We start from the raw sequence: 14,951 nt of genomic DNA, 5'->3' as shown, positions 1-14,951 counted from the left end.
ACGAGTTATAGCCATTTAAATTTCTTGGACCTGATTTAAAAATTATAAATAAGCTATTTAGTTAGCGATCAAGCCATTTGTTGCGGTTAGCAAATCAATCCGTGGAAAAACCAAACCCGTTCTCGAATCTGTAATTGGTTTACCTGTCGTTCTGAGGCGAGTAATGGTCTGGTCTATACTTTCGGTCGGACTCACACTATTTGCTCGTAATAAAGCAATCGCGCCTGCCACATGCGGTGTTGCTTGAGATGTACCACCCATGGTGTAACCACCCGCGGTAATCATTGCACCTGGTGCTAATAAAGTCACAAGGCTACCGCCATTACTAAAACATGCAACTTTATCTGCTGCTGTGGTTGGGTCAGAACATTTCACTGGATTCCCCCATGACACACCACCAATATTACTGTCATAAACAGCGCCAACTCTCACTGCACCAGCAACACAGGCAGGAGATGAAATACCATCTGCAAATGCATCATTACCTGAAGCGACTACAGGAACCACACCAGCAGCACGTGCATTGGCAAATGCGGTTCCATAACTACTATCACTACACTCTGAAGTATATTTAACGCCAGGAACGCCAAGACTTAAATTAACCGCTTTAATATTATAAGTTTGTGCATTGTTTACAGCCCAGTTAATCCCCGCAAGAATATCACTATCGTATGCTGTACTGACCCATTTACCTTGAGACCTCACTTTTCTAAAGACATCAATACCAATAATTTTAGTTTTAGTTGCGACTTTAGACACAATACCTGAAACATTACTACCATGTCCGTCATCATCCAATGCTCCATCATCTGGTGCACTATCAAAAGAATAAACCACCCGACATGTGCTTGATGGTGTATTGACTGCCGTACAACCAAAATCGGAATGCTGATAGTTCACACCTGTATCAATCACCGCAACACTAGAGCCCTCACCCGTGAAACCATTGGTGTTTGCTTGTGGTTGGTTAATTAAAGGTAAACTTTCATTGGTCGTGGTTTGATTAATACGGTTGGGGTAAACCGCTTTAACATTCGGGTCATTTAATAAAGAAACTAATGCTTCGCGGTTACTAATCCGATAAAAAGCTAAAGGTAAATTATTGTAGTCTCGTAGTACCTGCACACCGCCAGCACGGTTAAACCTTGCCTGTATATTCTTTTTATTTGTTGCAATATAACTCCGCCGTTCTAAACCAGAAGGCACGCTCACCGAAGGAATATTGTATTCAACAATTAAATCATTCGAATCATTAGTGACCAAGGCATCTAAATCGATTTTACCCTGAAATACTTTTTGTTTTGCTGCCTGATTTAACTGCTGTTTAGCCCCTTTAGAATCTAAAGGAAGAGCGGATGCTGTGGTACTTAATATCGCACCTAGGCTTAATAGCAATAATGTTTTACTTTGCATTATTTTTCTCCGTAGTTTTTCAACTAGCAATTTGTTTATTTCGCTTTTATTTCATTTGCTGGATCTTTTTCTGGATCAATCGGTTGAATAGAAAGATCACTTTTTGTGTCATAGAAAGGAACGGTATCAGCTGACACCGATTGAGGATGATTTGAATGTTGAGATAGATTTTTAGGTTGAGTAGGCTCCTTAAGTTTAGAAAGAAAAGATGAAGTGTCTGGTAGTGACGAATTCGATTCATGTAAAGCCGAATTGAACACATCAGATGCACCGCTTGTGGGCTTAAAATAGAGAACAACGGCGACCAAGCCGACCAATACAAGAAAGGAAGCAATAATTTTCATCATTCAAGATCTCTGTTCTTTTGTTTATAGACATCTATTTTTATTTTTGATTATTCGAAATAAAGAGGTATTTCTTAAAATATATTTCATGTGAAAAATCTAATGAATGAAATATATACTCACAATAGAAGTAGAAATATCCACACCCGAATAAGCAAAAATGTTGTTCTGCCTTGTACATTTATATTTCTGGCAGAAGGTGGTTCAAAAAAGTGCTAAAAAGCATCTTATTCTCATAATAAGCAATAACTATGCCGTTTCCACTAACAAATAATGAGACTCAAATCATAATTAGAGATATAAGTACCTAAGGAAAAAAGAGGAACTTTCAGAAAATTTGAAATTTAATTTTTTGAAAATAAAAAGATAAAATTAGACCAGCTTAATTAGAATAACTAACAAATAAACATTCTTTTTCACTTTATTATTAATTTTTATTAATCTTCACAATTTATCCCTAGTCTGTTTACTCAACGTAACACTGTTGTAACGTTTTGATGAAGTCAGTTCCCAACCCATAGTGCGTTAGCTATGATTCGTTTGCGTTTATGAAATACCTCACTAAAAGGGTATATTCTTTGAAGGATATCGCAATGAAAATGATGAAAACAGCTATCGTTACTGCAAGTGTTCTTGCTTCTGCCTCTATTTTTGCACAAAGTGCGGGCGTTAATGCAGGTGCTTCTGCCCAAGTAAATGTACAACCAGGCGGTCTTGTTAGTGGCGTAGCCAACACAGTCAAAAATACTGCACATACTGTAGGAAACACAGCAAAGCATGCTGGTCATGTTGCTGCTGACACTACGGTTAAAGCGACTAAAAAAACAACAGGAAAAGTGACTGAACTTTCTTCTAAAGCTGCAAATGGTACAAAACACTTAGCAACTGAAGCTGCAACAGGTACCAAACACTTTGCTACCGAAGCTGCGACAGGAACTAAAAATGTAGCGACTAAAGCTGCAAATGGTACTAAACATTTTGCTACCGAAGCAGTAACAGGTACTAAAAATGTAGCGACTAAAGCTGCAAATGGCACTAAAAACCTAGCAGTTGAAGCTAAAGCTGATACAAAAGCAGGTTTTGATGCTGTAAAGACTAAAGTTGCAGAAAAACAAGCTGATCAAAAAGAATTTACTGCTGAAAAACAAGCTGATGCTCAAGCGCATGTAGATGCAGTAAAAACTCGCGTAGCTCAAAATCAAGCTGAGCAAAAAGAGTTTGTTGCAGACACTAAAGCGGATGCTCAGGCAAAGTTAAATGCAGCTCAACCAGCGGCAATCAATGCTAATACTGGTGTAAATGTTGGTGTTAACGTTGCTCCTGTCGGAATTAATGCAAGTGTAAATGCAGATGCGCAAGCGTCTACACAAAAAGCAGAAAAGAAATCTTGGATTAAAGGTCTTTTCGGTACTAACTGATACGTGATGCACAAAAAAGGGCGATTAATCGCCCTTTTTTATTTATTTAAAATCAATCATTCAACTCGTTTCAGTTAAAACTAAACCTGCACGTAAACCGAGCTTTACATTTGGATTTGGAAATAGAATCCAGACCTGATCTTGCTCAACAACATAATTACCAGAAGGTTGTGTCGCAATGATTTCACCTTTTGTAAAAGTCGAAAAATTCGGAGCTTCAGCAGATAAGTTCATCTGAAAATCTTCATCTTTTTTAATTAAAGAGTCCGATACTTTAAACACTCGAATTTTCGCTTTATTGCGTGCTGGTAAAGCTTGCTCAGAAACGACATGACGAATGACTTCATCAATTGCCGCAAACTGGCTCAAGTCATTTTGTCCAAATGGCAAAGCTTTGCCCAACTCTAAAGTTGCACTCGCTGCTGTAAAATTCTCACTGGTAAAATGCGTAAACGTTTTACCTACCGCATTGTGATACACCAAAGCATCTAAATCAGCCGATTCAAGACTTGCTGTTAAATCAGCATCATAAGCATGTGTTTGATATGGAAACAACGCAAAAGTTGGCAATAAAGAAGCGCGAATTGCGGTGTGCAAATCATAGTGATAACGTTTTGCTTGGTTTGAACTTTCTTGAAAGAAAGTCGTAACAACTTGCTCTAAAACCTCAGCTCGCTTTGATTCTTCAGTCACGGGCAGAGTTTTATATCCACCACAAAACATTCGGTTCACATCATCATGCACATAACGTTTACCTTCACGCATTGCATATGGATTACCCAATACAAACAGCAACCTCACAGCAAGGTTTAAGCGTCCAGCAAATAAATCTGTGCAAAGATGAGACAACAATTCAATTGGTGCTGTTTCATTACCATGTACCCCAGCTGACAGTACGACAGCTTTGTCGTACTGTGCATGTGGCGTACATTCAAGAATTCCCTCACCTAACCAACGCCAAGAAAAATTATCTTGTTTTCCTTCACGTGTTGTAGGCTGCTCACCTTGTAAGGTTAATGCTAGAAAATCTTGCATGTCACCTCCTCCTTATTTTTGGAAAGGATAAACTGAACCCAAACCTAGAATTTTGGTCAGCTCATCAAGCGCCATACGGCTTTCCATCAATAAATGCGGATCAGCTAAATCTTCTTGAGCTAAACGATCACGATAATGTTTATCTACCCATTGATTGAGTGTGCCAAACAATTGATCATTCATTAATACTTTTGGATTTACAGCATTTAACTCGGTTTCATTTAAAGCTACGCGTAAACGTAAACATGCTGGCCCACCGCCATTACGCATACTTTCACGTAAGTCATAAACCTGAATAGCATCAATTGGTGTACCCATCTGAACCATATCGTTCAAATAACCCCACACTGCCTTATTCTGGCGCGACTCTTCTGGTACAACAATGGTCATTCCACCATCTGGGCGAGTCAAAATCTGGCTATTAAATAAATATGTTGCTACTGCATCATCAACGGTAACGCGGTTTTCAGGAACTTCAATCGAGATAAAGTCTTCACCGATGCTTGCCATTTTTTGACGAATTTCAGCAAAAGCCTGATCTTGATTTAAAAAGGCATGTTGATGATGGAATAAAACCTGCTGGTTACTTACCGCGATTACATCATTATGAAAAACGCCTTGATCAATCACATCCGGATTTTGTTGAACAAAAACTGTATGTGTATCATCTAAACGGTGCAAACGCGCGATTGCTTCGCTTGCTTCACGAGTCTGACGAGCAGGATAACGTTTTGGTCCCGGCAACCCATTATTTAAATGTTGTTGACCGTAAACAAAAACTTGAACCCCACGCTTAGCATAATCACCACCTAAACGATTGTGATTCGCTGCACCTTCATCACCAAACAAAGCCACTTGCGGCAATGCTTCATGGTGTACAAAATGACGTTCATTTTTAAAGATCGCTTGCAAAACTTGGCTTGTTGTTTCCGCTTCAATCGAACGGTGAAACTTATTATTTAAGTTTGCTGCGGTAAAATGTACACGTTCATCTTGGCTATCTGCCGAAGGTGAAACTGTTGCCGCATTTGCAGTCCACATTGGCGAAGCGGAACTTAACGATGATAAGAGTTCCGGTGAATGACGCATTGCTTGAGCAACAACACTAATGTCATCTCCTGTAAAACCCAAACGGCGTAACATTGGAACATGTGGACGCTCATGCGGGGCAAGTACACCCTGCTTCATACCCAAATCAGCTAAGGCTTTCATCTTTAGCAAGCCTTGTTTGGCTGCTAATTTTGGATTAGAGGCATTATTACGGTTTTTTGTCGATGCTTCATTACCAAACGATAAGCCCGCGTAGTGATGTGTTGGTCCCACTAAACCATCGAAATTTACTTCATATCCTTTCATTTTTCTTTCCCTAGTGTTTAAGGCAACACAATCCCTGGAGATAATTTTTCTGGTAAGGTTAAGCTGTCACTTTCAAGTGAAGCCATTGGCCAAGCACAATAATCAGCTGCATAAAAGGCGCTCGCACGATGGTTACCCGATGCCCCTACACCACCAAATGGCGCAGCACTTGAAGCACCTGTTAATGGTTTGTTCCAATTCACAATACCGGCACGCGCTTCAATAAGTACTTGATCAAACAATTCACGTTTTGGAGAAACCAGACCAACAGACAAACCAAAGCGAGTTGCATTTGCAATTTTCAATGCTTCATCAAAGTTGTCATAACGTTGAATGGTCGTAAGTGGACCAAAATATTCTTCATCTGGAATATCTGTCACACCTGTTACATCAACAATGCCTGGGGTAAGTAGCGAACTATCTTCTTGCGGACGCGTCATTGACAATAAACTTTTTGCGCCAAGCTCAAGCAATTTCTGCTGAGCAAGCATCATGTTTGATGCGGCAACTGATGAGATCACACCACCCATAAATGGTTGTTGTTCGTCGTTCCAACGACCAACTTTTAAGTTTTTAGCAACCTCAACAAAACGTTGAATAAATGCATCGCCTTCTGGACCATTTTTTACCAATATGCGACGTGCACATGTACAACGCTGACCCGCCGAAACAAAGGCAGATTGAATAGTGAGATTAACCACAGCATCAATATCGATAATTTCATCAATAATCAATGCATTATTGCCGCCCATTTCAAGCGCAAGAATTTTTTCAGGAGCACCCGCCATTTGCTTATGCAAGTGATAACCTGTGTTCGCACTTCCAGTAAATAATAAACCGTCAATTTCATGTGAAGCAGCTAACGCTTCACCCGTGGTACGACCACCTTGCACTAAGTTCATCACACCATTTGGCAAACCCGCTTGTTGCCAAAGTTTTACAGTTTCTTCAGCAGTCCAAGGCGTTAATTCACTTGGCTTAAATACCACAGCATTCCCTGCAAGTAATGCAGGAACAATATGTCCATTTGGTAAATGACCCGGAAAGTTATATGGACCGAAAACTGCAAGCACACCATGTGGACGGTGGCGTAAAGATGCCACGCCATCAGCCATTTCAGTTGAGCTTTCACCAGTACGCTGGTGATAAGCACGAATTGAAATTGCAACCTTACCAATCATTGATTGAACTTCAGTTAACGTTTCCCAAAATGGTTTACTAGTTTCTTGGCTAATGACTTCCGCTAAGTGCTTTTTATTTTCTTCAAGCAAAGCTGCAAATTTTTCAACAATCGCCACACGCTCTACAAAAGGTAAACGTGCCCATGCTGGAAATGCAGTACGCGCCGCTTGGCAAGCTTGCTCAACATCAGCAGCAGTAGCCTCAGCACCCGACCAGACAGTTTGGTTATCAACTGGATTTGTTTTTTCAAATGTTGTGCCGCTGCCTTGTAACCAGACACCGTTTATAAATAAAGAGTTTGACATCAGGATACTTCCATTGGATTGAGTGATAGCACACGAACAACATGACCTTCTTGTACACCGAGGTTTTCAGCTTGTTCATGCGTTAAATTTATAGTGTTATCAACAAGATCAAGCTTCATCAGCATTGCGCGATAGTCATGATAATTATCATTGGCAACGAGATATTGAGTCTTACCGACCGCACCTTCACTTGTAATTTTGACGTTTAATAACTGACTTTCTTTTACTGCGCGTAATTCATCAATATTGGCTTCAACCGTTGGACCCGCATCAAAAATATCGACATATCCTTGATAGCGTAAACCTTCTGACTCAAGCACATGATAGGCAGGCAAAGTTTGTGGATGCATTTTTCCAATAACCTCTTGCGCATCTTTTGGCAAGAGATCTACATAGACCGGAAAACGTGGCATAAGCTCTGCAATAAATACTTTTTGCCCAATTCCGCTTAAATAGTCGGCAGTTGAGAAATCCATATTAAAGAAATGGTGACCAATCGCATCCCAAAATGGAGAACATCCATTTTCGTCTGAAAAACCACGCATTTCGGCAATTAATTTTTTCTCAAAATATTGCTTAAAGGCAGCGATAAACATAAAACGGATTTTTGATAAGAATTTACCGTTTTGGTTTTCACGACGCTCTGGATCTAAAAATAATGTACAGAGTTCACTACTACCTGTTCTGTCATTACTTAAAAATAAGGTCGGTAATGATTTATATACATTTAATGCTTTTGAAGCGTGTACTTGTGTTCCAACATGAAAGTTGTACCAAGGTTCCATGAGTCCTACAGCAACCTCAATTGCACTTAAACCAATAACACGTTGAGCTTCTGTATCTTCAAGAACAAATAAATAGCCTTGTTCACTTTTATGGACATTGCCATTTAAAGTATTGCGAGTACGTGAAATTCGAGCCGAAAGTGTATCCATATTTTGTGGCAAGGAAGTCAGGCCTACACCCGACTTACCTGCTAATTTATAAATATCTTCAAGGTCTCGAAACTCGGCATGACGGACAATCATCATGGCTAGCTTCCTTTTTTTTATTTAGCCAATTTTGCCAATGCTCTTTTTAAACGAGCAATCCCTTCATCAATATCTTGTTCAGGAATAATGAGAGACGGAGTAAAACGAACGACATCCGGACCTGCAATTAAAGCAAGTAGTCCTTCCTCACCAGCCCAAGTCGTAATATCTTTAGCTTTTCCTGCATACTCAGCTTTTAATACGCAACCAATGAGCAAACCTTGACCACGAATTTCTTCAAAAATCTGATGTTCAGCATTTAAAGTATTCAAGGCATCAAGGAAATACTGATGACGATGCTTCACACCCTCAAGGACTTCAGGCGTATTAATAAATTCAAATACTGCACCTGCAACCGCACTTGCTAATGGGTTACCACCATAAGTCGTACCGTGCGTACCAACTGAAAAATGCGGAGCAAATTTATCTGTTGTTAGCATTGCACCGACAGGGAAACCACCACCTAGTGCTTTTGCAGTTGTGAGAACATCTGGAATAACACCAGTGTTCATGTAGGCATAAAGTGAACCTGTACGGCCTACACCAGTTTGTACTTCATCAAAAATAAGTAAGGCACCAAACTCATCACACAGTGCGCGTAAGCCTTTTAAAAATTCGATGTCAGCAGGAATAACGCCGCCTTCACCTTGTATCGGCTCAACAATAACCGCACATGTTTGCTCATTAATTACCGCTTTTGCTGCGTCTAAATCATTAAAGGCAACGTGGTTAATGCCGTTTGGAAGTGGTGCAAAGTCTTGTGAATATTTGGGCTGACCACCTGCTGAAACGGTAAATAACGTACGGCCGTGGAAAGCATTTTTAAATGCCACAATGCCACTTTTACCAGCAACACCACTGTCTAAACCCACTTTACGAGCTAGTTTCAATGCAGCTTCATTGGCTTCTGCACCCGAGTTACAGAAGAAAACTTTGTCTGCAAATGTATTTTCAGTGAGTTGTTTTGCAAGGCGTAGAACAGGTTCATTTGTATAACCATTGCCCACATGCCAAAGTTTTTTTGCTTGTTCTGTTAAAGCATTTACTGCCACTGGATGCGCATGACCTAATGCGTTTACTGCAATCCCGCCTGCAAAATCAATATATTCTTTATTTTCTTGATCCCAGATACGTGAACCTTCACCACGTACAGGAATGAAATTTGCCGGTGCAAAAACTGGAACCATCCAGTCGTTAAAATTGCTTCGAGTTACAGAAATTGGCTGTTCCATGCTTACCTCAGTATTTATTTAATATATTCGATATCACTTAAATTTTAATAATTCAGAAAAAGGGACTGAACAAATAAACCCTATAACATCCTTTGTATTTGCTCAGACCACCTTTTCTAAAAGTAATTTCCGCAGATTAGCCTGGGAAAATACCGCGCTCTTTACGAGCTTTTAAAATACGCTCACATGCCAAGATGTAAGCTGCTGTACGTAAAGTACAAGCGTTGCTGTTCGCTGCATTCCAAACGTCATCCATAGCTTGAACCATCAATTTGTCTAAACGCTCATTGATTTCTTCTTCGGTCCAGAAGTAGCTCGCCATGTCTTGAACCCACTCGAAGTAACTTACAGTTACACCGCCGGCGTTACATACAACGTCAGGTACTACAACAATGCCACGCTCAACTAACACATCTTCAGCTTTAGGATAAGTCGGGCCGTTTGCGCCTTCTAAAATCAACTTAGCTTTAAGTTTTTCAGCACGTTCAACAGTGATTTGACCTTCCAATGCAGCAGGAACAATAATGTCAACTTCTGCTGTCCAGAAATCTTCATCAGCGATTGATTGCGCACCAGCGAAGCCACCAACACCTTGATTTGCATTTACGTGATCACGTAACGCTTCAAGATCAATACCGTCAGCATTGAAAATAGTGCCTGTATGGTCTTGAACGTGTGTAACTTTCGCTTTTGATTCAACAAACAAGAAAGCAGCTTCACTACCAACGTTACCAAAACCTTGAATAGCGATTTTTGCGCCTTCAATTGGTAAATTGATTTTTGCAGCTACTTCGCGGCCTGTAACAAATACACCACGACCAGTCGCTTTTACACGACCTAAAGAACCACCTAAGTGAACTGGTTTACCAGTTACAACACCTGTTACTGTGTAACCTTGGCTCGTAGAATAAGTATCCATCATCCAACCCATAATATTGGCATTTGTACCAACGTCTGGAGCAGGGATATCTTTTTGAGGCCCAATAATGTGACCGATTTCAGTCGTATAACGACGAGTCAAACGCTCTAATTCACGATTTGATAATTTACGCGGATCAACACGGATACCACCTTTTGCACCGCCAAATGGCAAGTTCAAAACAGCAGTTTTAATTGTCATCCATGCAGACAACGCCATCACTTCATTCAAATCAACATTTGGATGGTAACGAACACCGCCTTTACCAGGGCCACGAGACAAGTTGTGTTGTACGCGGTAGCCTTCAAAGTGCTGGATAGAACCGTCGTCCATTACAATTGGCACGTCTACAATAAGCGCACGTTTTGGGCGTTTTAAAGTATCGATATACTCTTCCAAGTGACCTAAATATGGAGCAACACGGTCAATTTGTGCCAAGTAAGTTTGCCAAGCATCGCTGTGTTCATTTACGTATGAAAGATCTGCCATCTTTTTTCCTATATACCTTCATAGATTCAGATTTGATAAATCTGCAATCTTTATTATTTAGCAACTAAAACTTTGCAATAACAATGTCTTAGTTTATTTACCAAATCTTCTGCCCTTCTAAAGCATCAGACTTTTTAAATTCCATTTGTTGATACTAAAAGTATGATCTACTTTTATATATCGATATCTTTTACAAGTTTTCTTTTGTCTAAATTACTGTTTATAAAGATAGCTTTATAAAAGCAAAAACTAACCACAACCTACTAAAACCAGCCGGCTGAAATATGAATACAAAAGAAGTGACATAACCGTTTGGGAGTTAAAAAGAACCATGATTTACAGAAATCATGAGTCCATAAAATTATTTTTGACTAATCGATAGATCCCTCCATTAGTCTTTTTAAAAATAAACTTTGTTCAATAATGCTACAGATTAATTATTTCCATACATACTGCTTAAAATTAAGCCGAAACATAGATATAAAATCTTCCAATAAATATAGCACAGAGCACGCTCATTTAGAACATTTTAAAATAAATAAGCAGAGAAAAAATAATCAAATCGCACCGACTTTTATAATAAAAAAACAACAAATATTAAAAAAACCTTAACTCTAATAAAAAAAAATTATAGAAAATAAACTTCCATAAATATAAAAAATGTAAATATTTTTAATTATAAATAACAATTAGTTATATAATTCAGTCTTTTCAAAAACCATCAAAAAATTATCTATTCTCCACATTAAATCCATATTAATCCTATTCCACCCAGCTATTCTAAAAAACTAAAAACACCACCTTATTAAATAACAAGACTAAACATAGACTTAATCAAATATTTATAATAAATAAATATTAATAAAAATCCGATAAATGGTGAATTTACAAAACAACATTTGTTTCCATGATTGAAAATAAAAATTCATTTTAAAAAAAAATATATAAAATCCATCCTTTTTAATTTCCTACAGACCATAAAAAAGGCCCCAAATGGGACCTTTAGACTACGCTTGTGAAAGCATACAACGCTTAGCTCTGTACCACATCTTTCTTGTGATAAAAAATGAAGTAGCTCGCATAACATAAAAGAATAAAAACAATACAACAGATAAAGCCGACTTGCATCGAAGGATCAACCACCATACTAATGCAAGTAACAGCACAGAACAGACCACCCACAATTGGAGTCAAAGGAAACAAAGGAGCAGCAAAACGTAAATCTTTTGCAGTTTTCCCAGATTTATACCACTGTCTACGGAAATTAAATTGAGATACGCAAATTGCAATCCACACAACCACCATGGTAAATGCTGCAACACCCAATAAATTTTTAAAGATTGTCTCAGGCGCAAACTGCTCTGAAAGCAACCCAGGTATTGCACCAAACATCGTCACAGTAATAGCAACAATCGGTGTTCCTGAAGGAGTAAGCTTTGAAAATATTTTTGGTAATTGGTTTTTTACTGAAAGTGACCACATCATACGTGAAGCAGCAAATAAACCAGAATTGGCAGCTGAGAGTAAAGCCGTAATGATTACAAAGCGGATAATATCTTCCGCATAAGGAATACCAATGTAATTAAACACAGTCACAAAGGGGCTATTACTTACTTCGTTTGCATTCAAACCTGCAAGCTCGAATGGCAATAGTGAAGTAATCACAACAATGGTACCAACAAAGAAAATTAGTAGACGCCAAATGGCTGCATTAATCGCTTTTGGGACGGTCTTTGCAGGGTTTTCAGTCTCACCAGCCGCCACACCAATTAACTCTGTACCCGAAAATGCAAAATTAACGATCAGCATAGTTGCAAAAATTGGAAATAAACCGTGAGGGAACCAACCATGTGCTGTCAAATTACTAAATAATGGCGCTGTCTCATGCCCGTGGTAAGGGATAAAACCAAAAATTGCCAACAGCCCTAAACCAATAAAACAGATAATCGTAATCACTTTGACAAGTGCTAACCAAAATTCAGACTCGGCAAACAATCGAGTTGAACTCACATTCAGAATAAAAACTAGGGCACCAAAACACAGAGTCCAAGCCCAAACCGAAGTAGTTGGAAACCACTCCTGAACCAGTAAAGCCGCAGCGGTAAACTCAGTCCCCAAAGTGGCAGTCCAAGTTAACCAGTACAGCCAAGTAATCATATATCCTGTGCCTGGACCGATATAACGGCGGGCATATTCTCCAAAAGAACCCGATTCAGGTACATGAACTGCAAGCTCACCGAGGCAAAGCATTACGGTGTAGGCGATTAAACCACCCAAAAAATAAGAAATAATTGCCCCGATTGGGCCTGCTTGAGAAATTACGTCACCAGAACCTAAAAAAAGACCTGTACCTATGGCACCGCCAAGGGAGATCATCACCAAATGTCGAGTACTCATTGCTCGTTTCAAAGGTGCAGAACTTCCATGTTGCGATGCATCATTATTCCGATAATTTAATGATTGCATATAAAAAACTGTAACGACAATTTAGTAAAAAAACATTTTAGGATAAAAAAATAAATATGCAATTATCTTTGAATAGTGAACTTATTTTAAACAACCCCTCACCACATAAATAACATATAAATAAAAAACAAATACTTATTGAAATTTAAAGTTATAGTTGTATTTTAATTAGCCTTGGATCATTTATTTACTTTATATATATACAAAGATCATTTACTTTAAAGCATGATATTTTTTCACCTAATTTATAATGCTTGTATTTAATACGCCAGATATTCACAAAACAAACACATCATTTATTTAAATAATGACTTTGAATTTAATATACAAATAAATTAATGAAAAAATATTTTTTAAGCAAAAAATAAAGCCCAAATCTTTAGACTTGAGCTTTATTTAACCACCAGAAAGGTTTAATAGGCGATTGAGATCAGTTGTTCTGTAGGCTTGATTGAACCTTCTATAAATTCACATATGCCATGTTCATCACAAGATAAATTTAATTGTTTATAGCTAATTGCAAAAAAGTCGGAATATTTCTTGATTACAAACGGACTCATGTCAGATGTTAAAGGCTCTTTGCTCTTGAACAATTTAATGACCTTGCGATCATTCATCGCTAACAAATAAGTTTCATTATTTAATTCAATGTGCACTACACCAGTGTGTTCAGCCACAATTGGAATCAAATAAGACTTATTTGCCAACAAAACATCTAGAGCATAACTCTCAAACTTTGAATTAATGAGGTTGAATACCAAAATTGAATTAAAGCTATTCTGTAATCCCTCTTTATAACTCACCTCTTGCTGAGTTTGTTGTACCTTAATACCCAGTTTTTGGAAGTCTAACTCAGTTGCCTGCTTTGCTTTTATAAGACTGCGGGTAATAGCCTGTTTAAGTGGATTATCAAAATAACGTTCATCTAGCTGAAAATCATTTTGGCGTAATATTTTTAACAACATGTCATCATGATGCGAAAGAACATTTGCAAGTATATTACGGAAATAAAATTTACTTTGTTTTTTGACCTTACGAACCTGTTGATAAAAATAAATTTCGTCAAACTCATGCTCAATAAAATCATGCAATAAACTTGAACTTGCTAATACCGACAATGCTTCATGACCAGTAAATGGCAAATGAATCGTATGTAGGCTTGGCAATAGCTCTTTTATTTTTAAGTAATGTTCGCGGTCAATCGAGAAATAAGGGTCATAAACAATGATGTATTCACGCGCTGCATCCACATCTTGCAGCTGGATCTGCATGTCTTTGTTTGCTACCGCATCAAAAAACTCAGCATAGCGTCGATCTTCAACATGGTCAGGATCAATTGAATATTGAGGTACAAATGCAATCACACGGTTCATATTCAATAAATTAGAATATTTGATTGCTGCATAGCCGCCCATCGAACCGCCATAACCCACAATATTTTTAAAACCCTGAAGAACAGGCGAAATTGTTTTCGCCAGCTCAATCATGCTCGCTTGAGGAAACCATGATTTTTGTTTTGGCATTATCCCAATAACATTGTATTGGTATTTAATTAGGGACTTTTCAGCATTGATAGATAAGCCACTCGCTCGGGTAATCAAATCGCCAAAAGAGAGAACCAATGTATTAGAATCGCCTGGTAAAAAAATGGCTCTAATGTGTTCGTCTTCAAAAATAATTTGCTTATCCATGCTCACACCGAAAGAAAATTTGCTCCCACATACAACGTCAAAAATGAAACAAAATAGGTGTTTTGCCAAT

11 protein-coding genes are annotated in these 14,951 nt (G+C 38.4%); 1 reads left to right on the top strand and 10 read right to left on the bottom strand.

Translation table 11 applies throughout. The features are described 5' to 3' along the window. Nucleotides 1–57: 57 nt before the first annotated feature. Together ACB088_RS18150 and ACB088_RS18145 are read right to left on the bottom strand one after the other, a co-directional pair. Nucleotides 58–1,413, bottom strand: a complete 1,356-nt coding sequence (locus ACB088_RS18150) for a S8 family serine peptidase (RefSeq protein WP_375037633.1) — start codon at nt 1,411–1,413, stop codon at nt 58–60. A gap of 35 nt (nt 1,414–1,448) precedes the next feature. Beyond that, nucleotides 1,449–1,757 (bottom strand): hypothetical protein, encoded by a 309-nt coding sequence (locus tag ACB088_RS18145; protein ID WP_375038824.1) that lies wholly within the window; start codon nt 1,755–1,757, stop codon nt 1,449–1,451. A gap of 593 nt (nt 1,758–2,350) precedes the next feature. Between ACB088_RS18145 and ACB088_RS18140 the strand changes: the two genes are divergently transcribed. Further along, nucleotides 2,351–3,175: a hypothetical protein gene (locus ACB088_RS18140; RefSeq protein WP_092710705.1), complete on the top strand. Its 825-nt coding sequence runs from the start codon at nt 2,351–2,353 to the stop codon at nt 3,173–3,175. 60 nt (nt 3,176–3,235) lie between these two features. On the opposite strand, the gene astE is transcribed toward ACB088_RS18140, so the two are convergent. From astE to ACB088_RS18100, 8 genes are all read right to left on the bottom strand, one after another. Then, nucleotides 3,236–4,210: a succinylglutamate desuccinylase gene (gene astE / locus ACB088_RS18135; RefSeq protein ID WP_375037632.1), complete on the bottom strand. Its 975-nt coding sequence runs from the start codon at nt 4,208–4,210 to the stop codon at nt 3,236–3,238. Between the two features lie 12 nt (nt 4,211–4,222). Continuing rightward, nucleotides 4,223–5,566, bottom strand: coding sequence for an N-succinylarginine dihydrolase (gene astB / locus ACB088_RS18130; RefSeq protein WP_133747444.1), 1,344 nt, complete (start codon nt 5,564–5,566; stop codon nt 4,223–4,225). A 17-nt stretch (nt 5,567–5,583) separates the two neighbouring features. Beyond that, nucleotides 5,584–7,053 (bottom strand): succinylglutamate-semialdehyde dehydrogenase, encoded by a 1,470-nt coding sequence (astD, locus tag ACB088_RS18125; protein WP_375037631.1) that lies wholly within the window; start codon nt 7,051–7,053, stop codon nt 5,584–5,586. Continuing rightward, a complete protein-coding gene (gene astA / locus ACB088_RS18120; protein ID WP_375037630.1) occupies nt 7,053–8,084 on the bottom strand; it encodes an arginine N-succinyltransferase in 1,032 nt (343 codons plus the stop codon). The genes astD and astA overlap by 1 nt, the downstream gene beginning before the upstream one ends. A 17-nt stretch (nt 8,085–8,101) precedes the next feature. Continuing rightward, nucleotides 8,102–9,316 carry an aspartate aminotransferase family protein gene (locus ACB088_RS18115; RefSeq protein WP_017388537.1) on the bottom strand — a complete coding sequence of 405 codons (1,215 nt, stop codon included), beginning with the start codon at nt 9,314–9,316 and terminating at the stop codon, nt 8,102–8,104. 136 nt (nt 9,317–9,452) lie between these two features. Continuing rightward, nucleotides 9,453–10,724: a Glu/Leu/Phe/Val dehydrogenase gene (locus ACB088_RS18110; RefSeq protein WP_004639628.1), complete on the bottom strand. Its 1,272-nt coding sequence runs from the start codon at nt 10,722–10,724 to the stop codon at nt 9,453–9,455. Nucleotides 10,725–11,756: 1,032 nt separating this feature from the next. After that, on the bottom strand, nt 11,757–13,190 hold the full coding sequence (locus ACB088_RS18105; protein ID WP_004639631.1) for an amino acid permease: 1,434 nt from the start codon (nt 13,188–13,190) through the stop codon (nt 11,757–11,759). A gap of 413 nt (nt 13,191–13,603) precedes the next feature. Then, on the bottom strand, nt 13,604–14,881 hold the full coding sequence (locus tag ACB088_RS18100) for a hypothetical protein (RefSeq protein WP_375037629.1): 1,278 nt from the start codon (nt 14,879–14,881) through the stop codon (nt 13,604–13,606). Between the last annotated feature and the right edge of the window lie 70 nt (nt 14,882–14,951).

Source organism: Acinetobacter sp. RW6 (assembly GCF_041956835.1).
GTDB classification, from domain to species: Bacteria; Pseudomonadota; Gammaproteobacteria; order Pseudomonadales; family Moraxellaceae; genus Acinetobacter; species Acinetobacter calcoaceticus.
The sequence above is the reverse complement of the archived record's forward strand: the minus strand, read 5'-3'. Positions and strand labels throughout refer to the sequence as shown.